Source organism: Kitasatospora sp. NPDC001660 (assembly GCF_053596725.1).
The window spans coordinates 53,795-72,292 of the sequence record NZ_JBSFGU010000004.1 but is presented as its reverse complement, the minus strand read 5'-3'; the positions used below and the strand labels follow the sequence as shown (position 1 = coordinate 72,292).

Annotated in this window: 16 protein-coding genes; 8 read left to right on the top strand and 8 right to left on the bottom strand. The window is 74.3% G+C overall.

Annotated elements, in window-relative coordinates; all coding sequences use genetic code 11:
- Positions 1–5 precede the first annotated feature (5 nt).
- A complete protein-coding gene (gene coaE, locus ACWCXH_RS05660; protein ID WP_449800045.1) occupies positions 6–608 on the top strand; it encodes a dephospho-CoA kinase in 603 nt (200 codons plus the stop codon).
- Between the two features lie 353 nt (positions 609–961).
- Positions 962–1,480 (top strand): GNAT family N-acetyltransferase, encoded by a 519-nt coding sequence (locus ACWCXH_RS05655; protein WP_449800044.1) that lies wholly within the window; start codon positions 962–964, stop codon positions 1,478–1,480.
- 10 nt (positions 1,481–1,490) lie between these two features.
- On the opposite strand, the gene ACWCXH_RS05650 is transcribed toward ACWCXH_RS05655, so the two are convergent.
- Entirely contained in the window at positions 1,491–2,207 is a 717-nt protein-coding gene (locus ACWCXH_RS05650; RefSeq protein WP_449800043.1) for a CTP synthase C-terminal region-related (seleno)protein, read from the bottom strand.
- 78 nt (positions 2,208–2,285) lie between these two features.
- On the opposite strand from ACWCXH_RS05650, the gene ACWCXH_RS05645 reads away from it, so the two are divergent.
- Together ACWCXH_RS05645 and ACWCXH_RS05640 are read left to right on the top strand one after the other, a co-directional pair.
- Positions 2,286–3,167 (top strand): LysR family transcriptional regulator, encoded by an 882-nt coding sequence (locus tag ACWCXH_RS05645; protein ID WP_449800042.1) that lies wholly within the window; start codon positions 2,286–2,288, stop codon positions 3,165–3,167.
- A gap of 104 nt (positions 3,168–3,271) precedes the next feature.
- Positions 3,272–3,880, top strand: a complete 609-nt coding sequence (locus ACWCXH_RS05640) for a hypothetical protein (protein ID WP_449800041.1) — start codon at positions 3,272–3,274, stop codon at positions 3,878–3,880.
- A 115-nt stretch (positions 3,881–3,995) separates the two neighbouring features.
- Here ACWCXH_RS05640 and ACWCXH_RS05635 read toward each other — a convergent pair whose 3' ends face one another.
- The 3 genes from ACWCXH_RS05635 to ACWCXH_RS05625 form a co-directional block, all read right to left on the bottom strand.
- Positions 3,996–4,805: a hypothetical protein gene (locus ACWCXH_RS05635; protein WP_449800040.1), complete on the bottom strand. Its 810-nt coding sequence runs from the start codon at positions 4,803–4,805 to the stop codon at positions 3,996–3,998.
- A gap of 501 nt (positions 4,806–5,306) precedes the next feature.
- Positions 5,307–6,566: an alpha/beta hydrolase gene (locus ACWCXH_RS05630; RefSeq protein ID WP_449800039.1), complete on the bottom strand. Its 1,260-nt coding sequence runs from the start codon at positions 6,564–6,566 to the stop codon at positions 5,307–5,309.
- Between the two features lie 255 nt (positions 6,567–6,821).
- The gene (locus ACWCXH_RS05625; RefSeq protein WP_449800038.1) at positions 6,822–7,253 is read right to left on the bottom strand and encodes an SRPBCC family protein; all 432 of its coding nucleotides are present in this window, start codon (positions 7,251–7,253) and stop codon (positions 6,822–6,824) included.
- Positions 7,254–7,355: 102 nt separating this feature from the next.
- Here ACWCXH_RS05625 and ACWCXH_RS05620 point away from each other — a divergent pair, with 102 nt between their 5' ends.
- Positions 7,356–7,937, top strand: coding sequence for a GNAT family N-acetyltransferase (locus tag ACWCXH_RS05620; protein ID WP_449800037.1), 582 nt, complete (start codon positions 7,356–7,358; stop codon positions 7,935–7,937).
- Here the strand turns inward: ACWCXH_RS05620 and soxR are convergent.
- Positions 7,844–8,386, bottom strand: a complete 543-nt coding sequence (gene soxR / locus ACWCXH_RS05615; RefSeq protein ID WP_449800036.1) for a redox-sensitive transcriptional activator SoxR — start codon at positions 8,384–8,386, stop codon at positions 7,844–7,846. The two genes, ACWCXH_RS05620 and soxR, sit on opposite strands and share 94 nt — an antisense overlap.
- 265 nt (positions 8,387–8,651) lie before the next feature.
- Here soxR and ACWCXH_RS05610 point away from each other — a divergent pair, with 265 nt between their 5' ends.
- Together ACWCXH_RS05610 and ACWCXH_RS05605 are read left to right on the top strand one after the other, a co-directional pair.
- On the top strand, positions 8,652–9,383 hold the full coding sequence (locus ACWCXH_RS05610) for a transketolase (RefSeq protein WP_449800035.1): 732 nt from the start codon (positions 8,652–8,654) through the stop codon (positions 9,381–9,383).
- Positions 9,384–9,416: 33 nt separating this feature from the next.
- Positions 9,417–10,310, top strand: coding sequence for a transketolase family protein (locus ACWCXH_RS05605; protein ID WP_449800034.1), 894 nt, complete (start codon positions 9,417–9,419; stop codon positions 10,308–10,310).
- Between the two features lie 10 nt (positions 10,311–10,320).
- On the opposite strand, the gene treZ is transcribed toward ACWCXH_RS05605, so the two are convergent.
- The 3 genes from treZ to glgX form a co-directional block, all read right to left on the bottom strand.
- Positions 10,321–12,054, bottom strand: coding sequence for a malto-oligosyltrehalose trehalohydrolase (gene treZ / locus ACWCXH_RS05600; RefSeq protein WP_449800033.1), 1,734 nt, complete (start codon positions 12,052–12,054; stop codon positions 10,321–10,323).
- A complete protein-coding gene (gene treY / locus ACWCXH_RS05595; RefSeq protein ID WP_449800032.1) occupies positions 12,051–14,510 on the bottom strand; it encodes a malto-oligosyltrehalose synthase in 2,460 nt (819 codons plus the stop codon). The genes treZ and treY overlap by 4 nt, the downstream gene beginning before the upstream one ends.
- A 72-nt stretch (positions 14,511–14,582) precedes the next feature.
- Positions 14,583–16,736 (bottom strand): glycogen debranching protein GlgX, encoded by a 2,154-nt coding sequence (gene glgX / locus ACWCXH_RS05590; RefSeq protein WP_449800031.1) that lies wholly within the window; start codon positions 16,734–16,736, stop codon positions 14,583–14,585.
- A gap of 425 nt (positions 16,737–17,161) precedes the next feature.
- Here glgX and ACWCXH_RS05585 point away from each other — a divergent pair, with 425 nt between their 5' ends.
- Positions 17,162–18,433 (top strand): SAV2148 family HEPN domain-containing protein, encoded by a 1,272-nt coding sequence (locus tag ACWCXH_RS05585; RefSeq protein ID WP_449800030.1) that lies wholly within the window; start codon positions 17,162–17,164, stop codon positions 18,431–18,433.
- Positions 18,434–18,498: the final 65 nt, after the last annotated feature.

Genomic DNA, 18,498 nt, shown 5'->3' with positions numbered 1-18,498 from the left:
GCGCCATGCTGAAGATCGGACTGACGGGTGGCATCGGCGCGGGCAAGAGCGAGGTGTCCCGGCTGCTCGCCGCCCACGGCGCGGTGATCGTGGACTCCGACGTGATCGCCCGCGAGGTGGTCGCGCCGGGGACACCGGGGCTGGAGGCGGTCGTGGCCGAGTTCGGGCCCGAAGTGCTGCGCGCGGACGGCTCGTTGGACCGCCCGGCGCTCGGCGCGGTCGTCTTCGGCGACCCGGACCGGCTGCGGGCGCTGAACGCGATCGTCCACCCGCTGGTGCGGGCCCGCTCCGCCGAACTGGAGGCCGCCGCCGCGCCGGACGCCGTCGTCGTGCACGACGTGCCGCTGCTCGTCGAGAACGGGCTCGGCCCGCTCTACGACCTGGTCGTGGTGGTCGACGCGGCGGACGACGTACGGGTCGCGCGGCTCGTGGAGCTGCGCGGCATGACGGAGGAGGAGGCCCGGGCCCGGATGGCCGCGCAGGCCACCCGGGAGGAGCGACTGGCGATCGCGGACATCGTGATCGACAACAGCGGCCCGCTGGAGGAGCTGGCGCCGCGCGTCGCCGACGTGTGGGCGCGGCTGCGGCCCCGGGCGGCGTCGGCCTGAAAGCGGCCCCGGGCTGAAGGCCTCGCCGGAGCGGCCCCGGCGTGATCAGGCGGCGCCGGCCGCCTCCGTGGGCGCGTGCGGCGGCAACCGGGCCCGGACGGCGAAACCGCCCTCAGCAGGGCGAGGACGGTCGGGGCGAGCGCGACGACCGGGGCGGGCAGCCGGACCGGCAGGCTCAGCAGCATGGTGGAGCGGTGGGCGGCCCGGAGACCGGGCGGTGTCCGGGCTGCTGTTCGGTGGGCTCGCGCATGGGGGCATGCCTCCACACCGGATTCCGGCGGGCCCTGGATCCCGTCCGCCCGGGAAGGGAGCATGGCGGGATGGACGATCACCTCTCCGCCGGGAGCCTTGCCATGCCTGTCGAAGCCGTGCGGTTGTCGGAGTACACCCGCGCCGACCAGGACGAGATCCTCGGGCCCGGCGACGACCCCTTCGGCGTCGCCCGCACCGGGCTGGCCTTCCGGCCCAAGGACGTCCACTTCGGCGTCCGGGCCGCCGACGGCCGGCTCGTCGCGCACACCGGCCTGCTGCCGCTGCCGCTCACCGTGGGGGACGTCGACGTCGAGGCGGTCGGAGTCGGTGGCGTCGCCGTCGCCGCCGACCGGCGCGGCGGCGGCCTCGCGCGCGCCGTGGTCGGTGCCGCCCTCGACCACGCGCGCACGCTCGGCCCCGCGTACGCCCTGCTGTTCTGCCGCCCGCCGCTCGTCGGCCTCTACGAGCGGCTCGGCTTCCGGGAGGTGCCCGGCGAGGTGACGGTCGAGCAGCCCGGGGGGCGGCTCGCGGTGATGCCGTTGCACACGATGTGGGCGCCGCTGCGGGAGGGCGCCGACTGGCCGGAGGGCGCGGTGCGGCTGTGGTCGCTGCCGATGTGACGGTCCCGCGTCAGACGGCGGCTCCGGCCCGCTCGACCGCCGCGGTGGCCAGGGCGCGGATCATGGCGTGCGGGCGGGTGCCGTCGCCGGACAGCTCCGGCTGGAACAGCGAGGCGAGGAAGAAGGGGTGGTCCGGCAGCTCCAGGATGCGCATCTCTCCCGTCTCGTCCGCGCCGCTGAACCGCAGCCCGTGCTCGCGCAGCCGGTCCAGGTAGGCGGCGTTCAGCCCGTAGTTGCAGTGGTAGCGCTCCGTCGTGCGGGTAGTGCCGAGGACGCGCTCGGCGAGCGTGCCGGGGGTGACGGTGACCGCGCCCTCGTGGCCGACCAGCGAGCAGGCGAGCGGCGCGATGACCTGCGCGTCCCGGTCCGGCGCCTGCTCGGCGTGGACGGCGTCGCCGATGCCGCACACGTCGCGGGCGAACTCCAGCACCGCGTGCTGGAACCCGGCGCACGTGCCGAGGAACGGGATGCCGAGCTCGCGGGCGGTCCGGACGGCGGCCAGGGCGCCGTCCTCGCTGCGGTACGGGCTGCCGGGGAGCAGCCAGATCGCGTCGAAGCCGCCGAGGGCGCCGGGTGCCCCGGCGTCCTCGGTGGGGATCCAGTAGGCGTCCAGGACGAGCTGGTCGCGGGCGGCGAGGGCGTCGAGCAGGCCGGGGATGCGGGCGTGCGAGCGGACGGCGGGGGAGCGGTCGCCGACCAGGGCGAGCCGCGGGGTCAGGTAGGTCATGCGGCTATCCTGGCCCGGCACCCGAGATCAGCGCCAACGATGATTTCTTACCTCTCGATCAGAATGGTTGATGGGCCAGTGGATCCGCAGCAGTTGCGCACCTTCGTCACCGTCGTCCGCCTCGGCTCGTTCTCCGAGGCGGCGCGGGAGCTCGGCTACACGCAGTCCGCGGTCTCGCAGCAGATCGCCTCGCTGGAGGCCGACCTCGGGGCGCCGCTGCTCGTCCGGCGCCCGGTCGGCCCGACGGAGGCGGGCGTGCGGCTCCTGGAGCACGCCGGTCCGCTGCTCCTGCGGCTGGAGGCGGCGCGTGCCGACGTCGCCCGCCTGGTCGGCGCCACGAGCGCCCGGCTGGTGCTCGGCGCCACCCCACTGGCGCTCGGTGCCGACATCGGGCGTGCGCTCGGCGAGGTGCGCCGGGTCTACCCGCGTGCGGAGGTGGACGTGCGGGTGCTCGCCCAGGACGCGCTGCCCGCGCTGGTGGCCACCGGTGACGTCGACCTCGCCCTGATCGACGGGCTCGCCGCGCCCAGCGATCCGCTGCCGCTGCCCGACGTGGGTCCGCTCACCACCGTCGCCGTCGCCGAGCAGCCGGTCGTCGTGGCCCTCCCGGCCGGGCATCCGCTCGCCGGCCGGCCCGGGGTCGCACTCGCCGACCTGTCCGCCGCCCGCTGGCTCGACGCCCCCGACCTCACCCCGCCGCCCGCCCGCCTGCGCGCGGCCACCGGCGCCGACGGCTTCCGCCCCGCCACCCGCTACCGGGGCACGGACGTCCACGCCCTGCTCGCCCTCGTGGCCACCGGCCACGGCCTCACCCTGCTGCCGCCGTCCGCGCTGGACGCCGTGCCCGGAGTCGTCGCGGTCCCGATCACGGCACCGCGCCTGGTGCACCGCACCGAACTCGTGCACGGCAGCCTGCCCGAGGGCCCGGCGGCGCTGCTGGCACGGGAGTTGGCGCGGTAGGACTCCGCCCGCGCCTCGTCGCGTGCGCCTCGCCCGGATGTGGAGGCGCGGTCATCAGTAGTTCACGTCCTGGGGCTGACGGTGGTCGTGGTGGTGCTGCTGTCATGGGCACAATCGCCCGGCGTGAGGCCGGGCCGGCCCAGGAGAACGCCTCCATGATGCTTCGTCAGCGCCTGACCGTGGTCGCCGCGGCCACCGCCCTCGCCACCGCCGGGCTCGCCGCCGGGACGGGGACCGCGCAGGCCGCCGCGCACCCGTCCGCGCCCAAGTCCGGTGCCCGCGCGGGCGGTTGCTCGCGCGCGCACCTGCCGCTGCCCGACCCGGCGTGCACGCCGGGTGCGTACAACCCCGCCGTCACCCAGGCGACCATCCAGAAGACGATCTGCGTGTCCGGCTGGACGGCCACCGTGCGTCCGCCGGCGAGCTACACCAACGCCTTGAAGGCGCAGCAGATCGCGCAGTACGGCTACGCGGACACCAATCCGGCCGACTACGAGGAGGACCACTTCGTTCCCCTGGAGCTCGGCGGCGCCCCGCGTGACCCGCGCAACCTGTGGCCCGAACCGCGCTACGGCAACGAGCCCGCGCAGAGCAAGGACTCCGTCGAGAACCGGCTGAAGAAGGCGGTGTGCGGCGGGCAGGTCACGCTCGACGCCGCGCGCAGAGCGATCGCCTCCGACTGGACCACCGCGCTGAGCCGCCTCGGCCTCTGACGGCCGGCCGGAAGGCCTGAAAAGTGGTGACGGGCCGACCCGTCCGGTCCCCTGTGCCGGACGGGTCGACCCGTCGTGCCCCGGTATCGCGCCCGGGGCCGTTTCGCGGGGCTGGTCAGCAGCCCGGGAGGGCCTCGCAGATCGGGGCCGTCATGCCGGTGGCGACGAACTTGTCGTCGGGGGCCGTCCAGACCTCCTTGGGCTGGCCGCCGTCCTTCGCGGTGGCCCAGACCGACAGCTCGCTGACCGTGCCGCCGGCCGCCAGGACGTACTCGTGCAGCGTGACGGCCGTGCCGTCGGGCTGCGGGAGCGTCAGGGTGGCGGCGAAGTACGGGGCGTCGCCGCCGCCCGGGCTGGTCACCTTCACGGTGGCGCTCGGCGCGGTCTTGGCGCAGTCCTTGATCGCGGCGGTGAGGTGTTCCTCGGCCAGGTTGGTGAGCTGCTTCGTGCCGCTGCTGCGGGTCGGGTCGCCCTCGAAGAGCAGGGTCTGCTGAGCCGTCCAGTGGTCGCCGCCGAAGCCGACCGCGGCCTTGGACGCCGCCGAGCCGGTGAACATCGACGTGTCGTCCTTGGCGATCTGGGCGTGGCACAGCTCCATGCCCTTGAACACGACCGGACGCGGGGCCGGGTTGGCGTTGGCGGCGAGCGGGGCCCAGTGGAGGGTGTCGTCCAGCGGGATGCTCTTGGTGTCCATCCAGGCCTTGGCCGGGATCAGGTTGCCGGTCGACGTGCCCTTGGCGCCGTTGGTGGGCGTCGCGCCGGTCGGGGCGGCGGTGGGGGCGGCGGTGGCCCCGGTGGCCGGGGCGGCGGTCGGGGCGGCGGTCTTGGACGCGTCCTGGCCGCCGTTGTCGGGACCGCAGGCGCTGAGGGCGCCGAGGCAGAGCAGGGCCGCGCCGGTGGCGCCGGCCAGTCGGATGGTGCGCAACTGACGGTTCCTCACGTGTCCGGTGTGCTGGATCGGGGTCGGGCGCCCGGCGGTCCCGGTCGCCGTGAACGCGGCGCCGGTGTTCCTCCCCCGATATCGCCCGGTCGGCCCCTGGTGGGCACGTGACATGGCTGGTCCTTCCCCCGTACGTCCTGCCGGACGGCATCGTGCCCGACCGAGGACTGAGAGGAGCTCAGCTCGGGGGCGGCGCCGACGGCGGTCGAAATTTAGTGCTATCCGCCCGCCACTTGCAAAGCGACATACCGGCCGGTAGTCCGGGCCGCCCGGCAGTTGCAGCGGCCCGGTGGCGAACGTGTGTGCGCCGACGGAAGAAGCGATGGCGGGTCGGCGGTGAGGGCTGCCGCCCGGGCGTCCGTCCCGCCCGGCCGTGCCTTCCGGCGCCTGGTGACGGCGCGTTGAGGGGCGAGCGGACGGCGCGGGGGATGTCAAGGGTTTCCCCGGCGAAGTTCGTGTGGGGATCAGCCGACCTGGCGGGCGCCGCTACGCGCGGGTGCCGGGGACACCGAGCTGGGCGGCGAGCCAGGGCAGGGCCTGGACGAAGGTCGCGGCGCCGGTCTGCCAGGTGTGCTTGCCGGAGCCGACGGCCGTCGTGGTGCGGATGCCGTCCTTCTTCGCGGCGTCGTTCAGCAGCTTGGCCGACTCGATCTGGCCGTGCTCCTCGTCGCCCTGGCCGAAGTAGCCCGACACGCCCTGGTACTTGGGGTGGTGGGCGAGGACGGTCAGCGGGTCGTGCGCGGACCAGGCGGCGGCGTCCCCGCCGTAGAGCTCCTGGACGGTGTGGTCCTTGTCGCCGATGTACGGGCCCTTGTCGCCCGAGAAGTCCCCGAAGTGGGTGAAGACGCCCGGGTGTTCGACGGTGAGGTCGACCGCGCAGGTGCCGCCCATCGACCAGCCGGCGACGCCCCACTTGTGCGGGTCGGTGGCGGCGTTGAAGGTCTTCTGGACGAACGGCGGGACGTCCTTGACCAGGTGGCTCTCGGAGTTGCCGTGCGGACCGTCCACGCACTCGGTGTCCACCCGGAAGCCGCCGGTCGCGTCCACGAAGACGAGGATCGGCGCGAAGCCGTTGTGCTTGGCGGCGAACGCGTCCGCCGTCTTCACCGCGTCGCCGGAGCGGATCCAGTTGTCCGGCGCCGAGAACTCGCCGCCGATCATCTCCAGCGCCGGCAGCTTCGGCCGGTTCTGGCTGCGGAACCACGCGGGCGGCAGGTAGACCAGCTCCTGGCGGTGCGCGAAGCCGCTCGCGGTGTCCGGGATGTCGACCTGGACGATGCGGCCGGTCCTGGTCTTGCCGTGGATCGAGCCGAGCTGGGCGAGCGTGATCTGGTCCGGCAGCGGGTTTCCGCTCAGCTCGCCGACCGCGTCGCCGATGGTCGGGTAGTAGCCGGTGGCGATGTTGACGCTGTTGGCCGCCGCGAACAGCGCGAGGACGGCGGCGAGCGGCGCCAGCGCCCTGCGCCACCAGCGGGCGCCGCGCCAGCCGAACCCGAGCACGCTGAACGCCGCGATCGCCACGCCGCTCCACAGCCAGACACCGAACGGGATCGGGTCGGTGATGCCGGACAGGGCCAGCACCCCGACCGCCACGAGCGTGGTCAGGCCCGCCGCCACCCCGAGGGCGATCGGGCCCCACTTGACGCGCCAGGTCCGGTCCCGCCAGCCGACAGCAGTCACGAACAGGACGACGGCGACGGCCTGAACGGTCCACGGGAACCAGCCGCCGAGCAGCGAGACGTTCATGCGGCGGAGGTTAGGGCGGCGACATGAGAGGGCGCTTAAAGGCTGGCAGCCGCCTGACCGACCGCTGGGAGGAGGCTGGGAGATCCTCCAGGGGCGTCGGAACGGCGCGGCGAGGAGGAACGGCCTGCCGAACAGCGGCGACTCCGGGGGCTGCGCGGCCCCCGGACGGATCTCGACCGGCGTGAGATCGGCGAAAAGCGCGCCGGGGAGGCGCCCGGAAGCGGCCCCGGACAACGCCTTTCGCGGCGGTCGTCGTCAGTCGGCGAAGCGTTCGCGCAGGGCGCGCAGCCCGGCTGTGAACACGCCGTGCACCAGGGCGGTCGACGCCTCCCGGTGCTCGCGCTCGACGTCGTACGTCGCGCTCCACTCGACGTGGGCGGCGTCGGGCCCGGTGACCGCAGTGACCCGCAGGGTGGCCCGGTAGGCGCTCAGGTCGAAGGTGCCGTCGGCGAAGGTGTAGGTGTAGCTGCGGGCGTCCTCGTCGTAGGCGAGCAGCGTTTCGCCGAGTTCCGTACCGTCGAGGTCGAAGATCCGGACCGCCCCGACGGCCGTCCCGCCCAGGTCGTTGCCGCGCCGGCTCGGCGGCAGGTCCGGGTGCCACGCGCCGAGCGCGTGGAAGTCCCCGATCAGCTCCCACACCTTGCCGGCCGGAGCCTCCACCACCGTGCTGACCGTCGTCCCCGCCATGGCCGTTCCCCTTTGCAGTCCGCTTCCGTGCATCCGCGACCATCCTGGCGGGCCGCCGGCAGATGTGAGGAACAGTCAGGGGAATTCGTGCGTTGAGGCTGCATGAGCGAAGAGCCGTTGACCTTGCGCCCGATCGCCGAGGGCGACCTCCCGATCCTCGAAGCGCTGACGAGCGATCCCGCGGCGCTCGGCGAGTTCCAGTGGTACGGGTGGCGGGATCCGGGCCGGCTGCGCCGCCGGTGGGCCGAGCACGGGCTGCTGGGGGACGCGCAGTGGATGCTCGCGGTCGTCACCGGAGGCGAGTTCCGCGGCTTCGTCGCCGCCGAGCGGAAGGGGCTGCTGCCGACGGCCCCGTACTGGAACATCGGCGCGCAACTGCGCCCGGAGGCGCGGGGGCGGGGCATCGGCACGGAGGCCCAACGGCAGTTCGTGGAGTACCTGTTCGCGCACACCCCGGTGATGCGGCTGGAGGCGGACACCGAGGAGACCAACCGTGCCGAGCAGCGCGCCCTGGAGAAGTGCGGCTTCACGCGGGAGGGCGTCCAGCGGGCCATGACCTTCCGGGACGGCGCCTGGCGCGACGTCGTGCGCTACAGCCTGCTGCGGACGGATCTCCGTTCCTCGGCGGGCGCCTCGCCGGAACCGGGCTCCGGGCCGGTGGCGGGGTCGCGGGTGAGGAGGTAGCGGGCGCCGGTGCCGGTGGCGGCGGCGCGGTCACCGACGTTGTAGAGGGCGCAGCGGGAGAGCGAGAGGCACCCGCAGCCGATGCAGCCGGTGAGTTTGGCCTTGAGGCGCTGCAGTTCGGCGATCTGCTCGTCGATCCGGCTCCGCCAGGAGGTGGCGACGGCGTCCCACTCGGCGCCGGTGGGGACGCGGTGCTCGGGGAGGCGGTCGAGGGCGACGCGGGCCTCGTCGAGGGAGAGGCCGACGCGCTGCGCGGCGCGGACGAAGGCGACGTGGCGCAGCGTGGCGCGGGTGTAGCGGCGCTGGCCGCCGGCGGTGCGGGTGGCGTGGATGAGGCCGAGGCTCTCGTAGTAGCGCAGGGCGGAGGTGGCGAGGCCGCTGCGTTCGGCGAGTTGACCGATGGTGAGGAGGTCGTGGCGGGTGGGGCCGTGGCCGGGCGCTGCGGTCATGCGGCCCACTCTAGCCGCGGGAGTTCAAGCGGGCTTCACGTGTGCCTCGGGGTGCGGGTTCGGCCGGTGTCGAACCACTCCTCGGCGAGGTCGTCTAACGTGCGGCTCGCGGGTTCCAACTCCCGCAAGTACCACGGCAGATCGCTGTGGACGTGGAGCAGGGTGCACGCCATCGGCAGGCGGGGTGCCGGGTGCGGCGGCCGCGTCCGGGTGCGGGCGGCGAACGCTTGACTTCAAGCTGGCTTTAAGTTGCACCATCGTCGTCATGACCGCGCAGACGACTCAGACGGCTCGGACGACGCACCCGACCCCTGCCACCGCCCGCTTCGAGGACCTCCCGGCCCTCATGGCCCTGATGACCGGCGACGAGAAGCACGGCCCCGCCGCCACCTCCACCCTGGACGCGCTCTGGGTGCTCTACGACCGGGTGCTGCGGGTGACCCCGGAGAGCGCCGAGGACCAGGACCGCGACCGCTTCCTGCTCTCCAAGGGCCACGGCCCGATGGCGTACTACGCCGTGCTCGCCGCCAAGGGCTTCATCGACCCCGAGGTGCTGCCGAGCTTCGGCGCGTACGACTCGCCGCTCGGCCACCACCCGGACCGCACGCTGGTCCCGGGCGTCGAGATCGCCTCCGGCTCGCTCGGCCACGGCCTGCCGCTGGCCGTCGGCACGGCGCTCGGGCTGCGCGCCCAGGGGCTGCTCGAACCGGCGGTGTGGGTGCTGCTCGGGGACGCGGAGTTCGACGAGGGCTCCAACCACGAGGCGATGGCCTTCGCCGGCGCGTACGGGCTGGACCGGCTGCACGTCGTGGTGATCGACAACTCCTCGGCCACGCACGGCTGGCAGGGCGGCATCGCGGCCCGGTTCGCGGCCGAGGGCTGGTCGGCGCAGACCGTCGACGGCCGCGACCACGAGGCGCTGCACGCCGCCTTCACCGCCGGGCACCCGGGCCGCCCGCGGGTCGTGGTGGCCCGGGTCGAGCCCAAATACGCCTGACCTCGACGATCAGAGAACAAGGGGACTTCACCGATGGAAACCATGCGCGAGCGCTTCTTCGACGTCACGTCCGACCTCCTCGACCAGGACCCGCGCGTCGCCCTGGTCCTCGCCGACATCAGCGCGGCCTCCTTCGCCGCGGCGGCCGAGCGCCACCCGGACCGCGTGATCAACGTCGGCATCCGCGAGCAGCTCCTGATCGGCGCGACCGGCGGCCTGGCGCTGACCGGGATGCGCCCGATCGCCCACACCTTCGCCAGCTTCCTCGTCGAGCGGCCCTTCGAACAGGTCAAGTTGGACCTGGTCCACCAGGGCGTCGGCGCGGTCCTGGTGAGCGCGGCCGGCTCGTACGACTGGCCCGCCGGCGGCCGCACCCACATGTCACCGGGCGACGTCGCGCTGCTGGACACCCTGCCGGACTGGACGGTCCACGTGCCGGGTCACCCGGACGAGGCCGAGACGCTGCTGCGCCACGCCGCCGCGGACGGCGACCGCAACGTGTACGTCCGGCTCTCGGCGCACCGGAACACGGCGCCGGTGGCGGTCGAGCCGGGCCGGTTCGCGACCGTGCGCCAGGGCTCGGGCGGGGTGGTCGTCGCGGTCGGCCCGATGCTGGACGCGGTGCTGGCGGCCACCGAGGGCCTGGACGTGACCGTGCTGTACGCCGCCACCGTCCGCCCGTTCGACGCGGCCGGGCTGCGGGTGGCGCTGGGGGGCCGGCCGGACGTCGTGCTGGTCGAGCCGTACCTGGCCGGGACGTCCGCCGGCGAGGTGAACCTGGCGCTGGCCGACCGCCCGCACCGGGTGCTGGGCCTCGGCGTGCCGCGCGAGGAGCACCGGCACTACGGCTCGATCCCCGAGCACCTGGCCGCCTACGGCCTGGACGCAGCCTCGCTGCGGGAGCGGATCGCCGCCTTCCTGTGGTGAACCCGGCGCGTCACGTGCGCACGATCGCCACCGCGTCCGCCCCCAGCCGCACCGCCGGGCCGTCCACCGCGGCGGGCCCGAACGCCGCCACCACCTCCCGCCCTTCACCGCCCAGCGGCAGCGGGGCCTCGCCCGCCCCGAGGTTGACCGCCACCCGGTACGGTCCCCGGTGGACGACCAGCCACCGCGCCGCCTCGTCGAAGGCCACCCGCACCGCGCCGAGGTCCGGGTCGGACAGCTCCGGCCGCTCCCGCCGCAGCCGGACCAGCCGCCGGTACCAGTCCAGCAGTTCGGCGTGCGGGGCGCGCCGCGGCTCGGTCCAGTCGAGGACCGAGCGCAGCACGGTGGCCGGCTCCTGCGGGTCCGGGACGGCGTCCGCGTGCCAGCCGTGCTCGGCGAACTCCCGCCGCCGGCCGCGCCGGACGGCCTCCGCGAGGTTGGGGTCGGTGTGGTCGGTGAAGTACTGCCAGGGGGTGGCGGCGCCCCACTCCTCGCCCATGAACAGCATCGGCGTGAACGGCGAGGTGAGCACCAGCGCGGCGCCGGCGGCGAGCCGCCCGGCGGGCAGCGTGGTGGAGATCCGGTCACCGAGTGCCCGGTTGCCGATCTGGTCGTGGGTCTGCAGGTAGCCGAGCAGCCGGTGCCCGGCGCCGGCCGGCGCGAACGGCCGTCCGTGGCTGCGCCCGCGGAAGCCCGACCACGTGCCGTCGTGGAAGTACCCGCGGGTGAGCGCCTTGGTGACGGCGGCGAGCGGCGCCCGTGCGAAGTCGCCGTAGTAGCCCTGGGATTCGCCGGTCAGGGCGGTGTGCAGGGCGTGGTGGAAGTCGTCGCTCCACTGTGCGGTGAGGCCCTGGCCGCCGGCCTCGCGCGGGGTGGTGGTGTGCGGGGTGTTGAGGTCGGACTCGGCGATCAGGAACAGCGGCCGGTTCGACATCACCGCCAACTTCTCGACCTCGCCGGACAGTTCCTCCAGGAAGTGCACCGCCCGGTCGTCCGCGAGGGCGTGCACGGCGTCGAGTCGCAGCCCGTCGATCCGGTAGTCGCGCAGCCAGGAGAGCGCGCTGCCGATGAGGTACGTCCGGACGTCGTCGGAGCCCGGCCCGTCCAGATTGATCGCGGATCCCCACGGGGTGTGGTGCCGGTCGGTGAAGTACGGACCGTACGCGGGAAGGTGGTTGCCGGACGGCCCGAGGTGGTTGTGGACGACGTCGAGGATCACCCCGATCCCCGCGCGGTGCGCCGCGTCGACGAACCGCTTCAGCCCCTCCGGCCCGCCGTAGGGCTCGTGGACGGCCCACGGGGAGACGCCGTCGTAGCCCCAGCCGTGCTTGCCGGGGAACGGGCAGACGGGCATCAGCTCGACGAAGTCGACGCCCAGCTCGCCGAGGTGGTCGAGGCGTTCGGCGGCGCCGTCGAAGGTGCCGCGGGCGGTGAAGGTGCCGATGTGCAGCTCGTACACCACCGCCCCGGGCAGCGACCGGCCGCGCCAGCCGGTTTGCGACCAGCGGAACGCGTCGTGGTCGACGGTCCGGCTGGGCCCGTCCGGGCCGTGCGGCTGGCGGGCCGAGCGCGGGTCGGGCAGCGGGCGGCCGCCGTCCAGGCGGAACGCGTAGTCGCCCTCCGGCGCCTCGCCGCCCCACCAGCCGTCCCGGTCCGGGCGGCGGGCCAACTCGTACGTCACGCCGTCGACTTCGACCTCGACCCGGTCGACGGCGAAGGGCGCCCACACCTCGTACGGCCTCACGCCCGGCTCCTCCTCGTCAGCAGTGCCACGGGGTACGTCGCCAGCAGCTCCGCGACCGGCACCGCCCCCGCCGGGTGCGTGCGGTGCGTCAGCGCGTCCGTCCACGGCCCGCCCGCGGGAAGCTCCAGGAAGGTGTCCCGCCAGCCGCCGGCGCGCTCCAGGCCGTACGGGAGGCGCGTGACGGCGGTGACGACGTCGTCGCCGCGGGCGAAGGCGAGCAGGTGGTCGGACGACAGGTCGGTGGCGGGCAGCGGCCGGTAGGGGCCGAGCGGGCGGGAGCGCCGCAGGTGCAGGGCGGTCGCGGTGAGGTGCAGCTTCTCGCGCGCGAGGTCGCCGGGGCGCGGGGTGGCGGCGTCGGTGAGCCGGACGGCGAGGGCGCCGAGGTCGACGACGCCCCGGTTGTCCGGATCGACCAGGGTGTACAGCGGCTCCTCGCTGCCCTGGTAGAGGTCGGGCACGCCGGGCACGGTGAGGTGCAGCAGCGCGGCGGAGAGCGTGTTGGAGCGCGCGTACGGTGCGAGCGCGTGCACCTGGCCCTCGATGCGGGGGAGCAGCCCGGGGTCGGCGTACACGGCGCGGGCCCGGTCCTCCAGAGCGCGCTCGAAGCGGGTGTCGGGGGTGGTCCACGAGGTGTGCAGCCCGGCCTCGCGGGCGGCCTTGAGGAGGGCGGCGACGAGGCGGTCCGGGTCGATCGGCCAGGCGGCGACGAGGGTGTGCCACAGCAGCCAGTCGCCGTCCCGGTCGCCGCCGGGCCCGGCCGCGGTGGACCACGCGGCGGCCTCGGCGGCCCAGGCCTCGGGCTGCTCGGCGAGCACGGCGAGGCGGGCGCGGGCGTCGGCGCTGCGCTTGGTGTCGTGGGTGGAGAGCACGGTCATGCTGTGCGGCCAGGCGCGCTCCAGGTAGCGGCACCAGTCGTGGAAGCCGGTGGGGTGCAGTCCGGGCCGGGCCGGCTCGCCGCCCACCTCGTTGAGGCCGGGCAGGGCGTTCCACCGGTAGAACGCGGTGTCCTCGACGCCCTTGGCGGCGACGGCGGCGGCGGTCTGCGCGAAGCGGGCGCAGAACTCGTCCTTCTCCGCGCCGCCCCCCAGCTCGCCGAGGGCGAGAGCGGCGACGAGTCGGTCGGTCGGGTCCGCGGCGCCGTCCAGCAGGGCGCGCAGGTGCCCGTCGCTCGCGGTCTCGCCGGGCCGCACGTACGGCCGGTACGCCGGGTACCCGGTGAGCAGCCGCTCCAGCGAGGCGCGCAGCTGCCAGGGCGCGTGGTCGGCGTGCGCGGGCTCGGCGGCCCCGACCCGCACCGCGAGCCGGACCAGCCGGTCGACCTCGGCGGCGAGCTCGCCGTGCGGGCCGGTCATCTCGGCCCGTCCGCGCAGGGCCGCCGCGACGGCCGGGTGGGGGTCGGCGCAGGGGTCGGCGTAGTGGTCGTGGACGGGATCACCGCTCAGGAACGCCGCGTACGCCCCGGTCAGCCGGCCGGCGCCCGCGTGGTCGGTGAGCACGCCGTCGATGCGGCGCAGCGCGTCGTACCCGGTGGTGCCGGCGCACGGCCAGTCGGCGGGCAGCCGCTCGTCCCCGGTGAGGATCTTCTCGACGACGGTGTAGGCGCCGCCGGTGGCCTCGGCGAGGCGGCGAAGGTAGCCGCGCGGGTCGGCGAGCCCGTCCGGGTGGTCGATCCGGAAGCCGTCCAGGACGCCGTCGGCGTGCAGCCGCAGCAGCACGGCGTGCGTGGCGTCGAAGACCTCGGGCTCCTCGACCCGGACGGCGATCAGCTCGTTGACGGTGAAGAAGCGCCGGTAGTTGAGCTCGGTGCGGGCGAGGCGCCACCAGGCGAGCCGGTACCACTGCCGGGCGAGCAGTTCCGCCAGCGGCAGGTGCTCGGTGCCGGGGCGCAGCGGCAGGACGTGGTCGTGGTAGCGCAGCACGTCGCCGTCGACGGCCAGCCGGCCGAGTTCGTCGCCGAGCCGGCCGCCGAGCAGCGGCAGCAGCACCCGGCCGCGTCCGGGGGCGTCGGCGGGGCCGGGCTGGGCGGTCCAGTCGATGTCGAACCAGCGCGCGTACGGCGAGTCGGGCCCGTCCCGCAGGACCTCCCACAGCTGCCGGTTGAGCCGTTCGGGGACGGGGACGGCCATGTGGTTGGGCACGACGTCGGCGAGCAGCCGCAGCCCGTGCCGGTGTGCGGCGGCGGCCAGTTCGCGCAGCGCGGGCTCGCCGCCGAGCTGTTCGCTGATCCGGCCGTGGTCGACGGTGTCGTAGCCGTGGGTGGAGCCGGGGGCGGCCTCCAGCAGCGGGGACAGGTGGAGGTGCGAGACGCCGAGGGCGGCGAGGTAGGGGACGGCGGCGGTGGCGTCGCGGAGGGTGAAGCCGGGCTGGAGCTGGAGGCGGTAGGTGGCGGTCGGCGCCCGGGAAGAGGGGACACTGGCGGCCGGGCGGGGCTGCGCGGGCTCGGCGGCGGAGGTCATAGCTCCATGAGTACCCGGGGGAGCCCGCGCCAAGACCCGTTGCTGACCCGAACAGGTGACTGCTGCCATGCGTCACGCCGGGCGCTGGAGCACCATCAGCGACCGGTCGGTGAGCCACAGCGCGTCCCCGGCCTTGACCCGGGCGCCCGTGCCGGGGGCGGGCAGCCGGGGCAGCGCGGTGTCCACCACGACCTGCCACTCCTGCCCGTAGCCGGCGGGCACGGTGAACTCCAGCGGCTCGAAGTGCGCGTTGAACATCAGGAGGAAGGAGTCGTCGACGATCCGGCCGCCGCGCCGGTCGGGTTCGGAGATCGCGTAGCCGTTGAGGAAGACGGTGAGCGACTTGGCGTAGCTGGCGCCCCAGTTGCGCTTGGTCATCTCCTCCCCGCTCGGGGTGAACCAGGCGATGTCGGTGAGGCCGTCGTAGCCGCCCGCGTCCGGCGTTTCCCGTCCGGCCGCGGGTCGCCCGGAGACCGGCCGTCCGTGGAAGAACCGCCGCCGGCGGAACACCGGGTGGTCGCGGCGCAGCCAGATCATGCCCTGGGTGAACTCCAGCAGCCGCGCCTGCGGCCCGTCGCCCTCCGGCCAGTGCACCCAGGTGAGGTCGTTGTCCTGGCAGTAGGCGTTGTTGTTGCCGTGCTGGGTGCGGCCGAGCTCGTCGCCGTGGGAGAGCATCGGCACGCCCTGGGAGAGCATCAGGGTGGCGATGAAGTTGCGCTGCTGGCGGGCTCTGAGCTCCTCGACGCCCGGGTCGGTGCTGGGGCCCTCGGCGCCGCAGTTCCAGGAGCGGTTGAAGGACTCGCCGTCCCGGTTGTCCTCGCCGTTGGCCTCGTTGTGCTTCTCGTTGTAGGAGACGAGGTCGCGCAGGGTGAAGCCGTCGTGGCAGGTCACGAAGTTGATGGAGGCGATCGGCCGGCGGCCGTCGTCCTGGTAGAGGTCGGAGGAGCCGGTGAGCCGGGAGCCGAACTCGGCGAGCGCGGCGGTCTCGCCGCGCCACAGGTCGCGGACGGTGTCCCGGTACATGCCGTTCCACTCCGTCCACAGCGGCGGGAAGTTGCCGACCTGGTAGCCGCCCTCGCCGAGGTCCCAGGGCTCGGCGATCAGCTTGGCCTGGGAGACGACCGGGTCCTGCTGGACGAGGTCGAAGAAGGAGGAGAGCCGGTCGACCTCGTGGAACTGCCGGGCCAGGGTGGCGGCGAGGTCGAAGCGGAAGCCGTCGACGTGCATCTCGGTGACCCAGTAGCGCAGTGAGTCCATGATCAGCTGGAGCACGTGCGGGCTGCGCATCAGCAGGCTGTTGCCGGTGCCGGTGGTGTCCTCGTAGAACCGCTGGTCCTGGGCGAGCCGGTAGTACGAGACGTTGTCCAGGCCGCGCAGGGAGAGCGTCGGGCCGAGGTGGTTGCCCTCGGCGGTGTGGTTGTAGACGACGTCCAGGATCACCTCGATCCCGGCCGCGTGCAGCGCCTTGACCATCGACTTGAACTCCTGCACCTGCTGGCCGCGGTCGCCGGTGGAGGAGTAGGAGGAGTGCGGGGCGAAGAAGCCGATCGTGTTGTAGCCCCAGTAGTTGGCGAGGCCGAGGTCGCGCAGCCGGTGGTCGCGGACGAACTGGTGCACCGGCATCAGCTCGATCGCGGTGACGCCGAGCTTGGCGAGGTGCTCGATCACCGCCGGGTGCGCGAGGCCCGCGTAGGTGCCGCGGATCTCCTCGGGGATGCCGGGGTGGAGCCGGGTGAGGCCCTTGACGTGCGCCTCGTAGATGACGGTCCGGTGGTAGTCGGTGCGCGGCGGGTGGTCGGTGCCCCAGTCGAAGTAGGGGTTGATGACCACCGAGTGCATCGTGTGCGGGGCGGAGTCGAGGTCGTTGCGGCGTTCGGGGGCGCCGAAGTGGTAGCCGTAGACGGACTCGTCCCAGTCGATGTGCCCGCTCATCGCCTTCGCGTACGGGTCCAGGAGCAGTTTGGCGCTGTTGTGCCGCTGGCCGAGCCCCGGGTTGTACGGCCCGTGGACGCGGAAGCCGTAGCGCTGGCCGGGCTGGACGCCCGGGAGGTAGGCGTGCCGCACGAAGGCGTCCGTCTCGCGCAGCTCGACGGCGGTCTCCGAGCCGTCAGCGGCGATCAGGCAGAGCTCGATCCGGTCGGCGCTCTCGGAGAACACCGCGAAGTTGGTACCGGCCCCGTCGTAGGTGGCGCCGAGGGGGTAGGGCTTGCCGGGCCAGACCTGCATGAGTCCTCAACTTCCTTGTCAAAAAAGAAACCTGACGTCCAGTCCAAGAATCAGCGGCTGTCTTCCCGGCCGTGGGGCCGGGCATGTGCGGCGTTCGCGTGCCGTGACGCACGGCACAGTCCGCATACTCCCCGACCCTTCCCCCGGTCGCCGGGACCCGTGCCCTGCGTTAGCCCGAACGGGCGTCCGGTCGGTCATTCCTCCGAACAGGGGCGGGGCCTGTGAAGAGTGGGTCTGCTGGTGCGCCCGCGCCCCCTCGGCCAACCGGCTGCGGACGGCTCTCGGCGGGCAGTACCCTTGATCGTCCGGCCACCCCGGCGCCCGTGGCGAACCATCAGCAGGCCGAGCGGCGTTGCAGGCAGGACCCGGGCAGGACCCCGGCAGGACCGAAGGCAGTACGCGGAAGCAACCAGATGAGGTGGCGCATGGTGTTCCCCGCCGGCGGCCGTGGCGCAGGGCCCGACGGCCCCGACCGGGGCGGCACCCGCAGCGAGGCGCCCACGGTGGTCATGCGCCCCACCCTGACCGGCCGATCCCTGGTGCCCGCCCAGGGCGGCCCGGTGGAGGTTCCCGCCCTCGCCTGGTCCGGCGCCGAGTGGGAGGACGCCTACCAGCGCGTGCGCCTGTCCGGGCGCGCCTACGTCTGGCTCAACCTGGTCGAGCAGCGGTTGCGCTCCCTCGTCGACGAGGTCCTGCACCCCATCTACGCCCCCGCCCACGGCGAGGACTGGGTCACCGCCGCCGCCGGCCCGGCCGGCGAGGAGTGGGCCCACCGGGCCGGCGCCGTCCGCGAGGTCAGCCGGCGCAAGGGCTACCTGCTCGACCCCGCCGACGACGACCCGCTGGTCTTCCTCACTCTGCCCCAGCTGCGCGAGCTCATGGTCCAGCACTGGCCCTGCTTCGAGCCCTACCTCGCCGACCGGCGCGAGATCGAACTCGCCCTGGACGAGCTGGAGGTGGCCCGGCACGTGGTCTCCCGCAACCGGGTCCTCACCCAGACCGTCCTCGCCCAGACCGAGCGCGCCGCCGCCCGCCTGCTCGCCCTGCTCGACGGCGGCACCGGCGGGGTGCCCGCCGACGTCGTCGAGTCGCTGGTCGCCGGGCGGTACGCGGACGTCGTCGCGGTGCACGCCGACCGGGTCCGCCTCCAGCGCGACCTGCCCGTCGAGGACCTCCTGGACGGTGCCCGGCGGCTGGACGCGCTCGGCATCGGCCTCGGCATGCTCTGCCAGAACTACACTGGCAAGCGCCTGGTGCGCCTGGTCGGCGAGGGCTGCCGGGTACGCCTGCTGTTCCTCAACCCGGCGAGCAGCGCCGTGCGCCGGCGCGAGCGCGAACTCGGCCTCGGGCGCAGCGAGTTGTCCCGCTCGATCGAGATGAACATCATGCACGTGCGCCGGGTCCGGGCCCGGCTGCGCGACCCGGGCGGCTTCGAGATCCGGGTCTTCGACGAGACCCCGCGCTTCACCGCCTACCTCGTCGAGGGACCGCGCCCGGACGGCCGGGGCGGCCGCCGCGCCGGCCGCGACCTCGGCGTCATCCAGCCCTACCTGCGCCGCTCCCGCGGCATGGAGTCCCCCGCGCTCGTCCTGCGCGGCGGCGCCGGCCAGCAGCCCGGCGGCACGGAGGCGGGTCTGCTGGAGGTCTACCGCGAGGAGTTCGAGGGGGTCTGGGGGGACTCCCGGCCCGTATCGTGAGGCTGCCCGTATCGTGAGAGGGCCCGGCCGGGCGGGCTCCGACGCTGCGGCACCGCGCGCCCCCG

Coding starts and splice junctions, on each gene's coding strand:
- coaE (WP_449800045.1), top strand. CDS start 6: ATGCTGAAGATCGGACTGACGGGTGGCATCGGCGCGGGCAAGAGCGAG.
- ACWCXH_RS05655 (WP_449800044.1), top strand. CDS start 962: ATGCCTGTCGAAGCCGTGCGGTTGTCGGAGTACACCCGCGCCGACCAG.
- ACWCXH_RS05650 (WP_449800043.1), bottom strand. CDS start 2,207: ATGACCTACCTGACCCCGCGGCTCGCCCTGGTCGGCGACCGCTCCCCC.
- ACWCXH_RS05640 (WP_449800041.1), top strand. CDS start 3,272: ATGGGCACAATCGCCCGGCGTGAGGCCGGGCCGGCCCAGGAGAACGCC.
- ACWCXH_RS05630 (WP_449800039.1), bottom strand. CDS start 6,566: ATGAACGTCTCGCTGCTCGGCGGCTGGTTCCCGTGGACCGTTCAGGCC.
- ACWCXH_RS05625 (WP_449800038.1), bottom strand. CDS start 7,253: ATGGCGGGGACGACGGTCAGCACGGTGGTGGAGGCTCCGGCCGGCAAG.
- ACWCXH_RS05620 (WP_449800037.1), top strand. CDS start 7,356: ATGAGCGAAGAGCCGTTGACCTTGCGCCCGATCGCCGAGGGCGACCTC.
- soxR (WP_449800036.1), bottom strand. CDS start 8,386: ATGACCGCAGCGCCCGGCCACGGCCCCACCCGCCACGACCTCCTCACC.
- ACWCXH_RS05610 (WP_449800035.1), top strand. CDS start 8,652: ATGACCGCGCAGACGACTCAGACGGCTCGGACGACGCACCCGACCCCT.
- ACWCXH_RS05605 (WP_449800034.1), top strand. CDS start 9,417: ATGGAAACCATGCGCGAGCGCTTCTTCGACGTCACGTCCGACCTCCTC.
- treY (WP_449800032.1), bottom strand. CDS start 14,510: ATGACCTCCGCCGCCGAGCCCGCGCAGCCCCGCCCGGCCGCCAGTGTC.
- glgX (WP_449800031.1), bottom strand. CDS start 16,736: ATGCAGGTCTGGCCCGGCAAGCCCTACCCCCTCGGCGCCACCTACGAC.
- ACWCXH_RS05585 (WP_449800030.1), top strand. CDS start 17,162: ATGGTGTTCCCCGCCGGCGGCCGTGGCGCAGGGCCCGACGGCCCCGAC.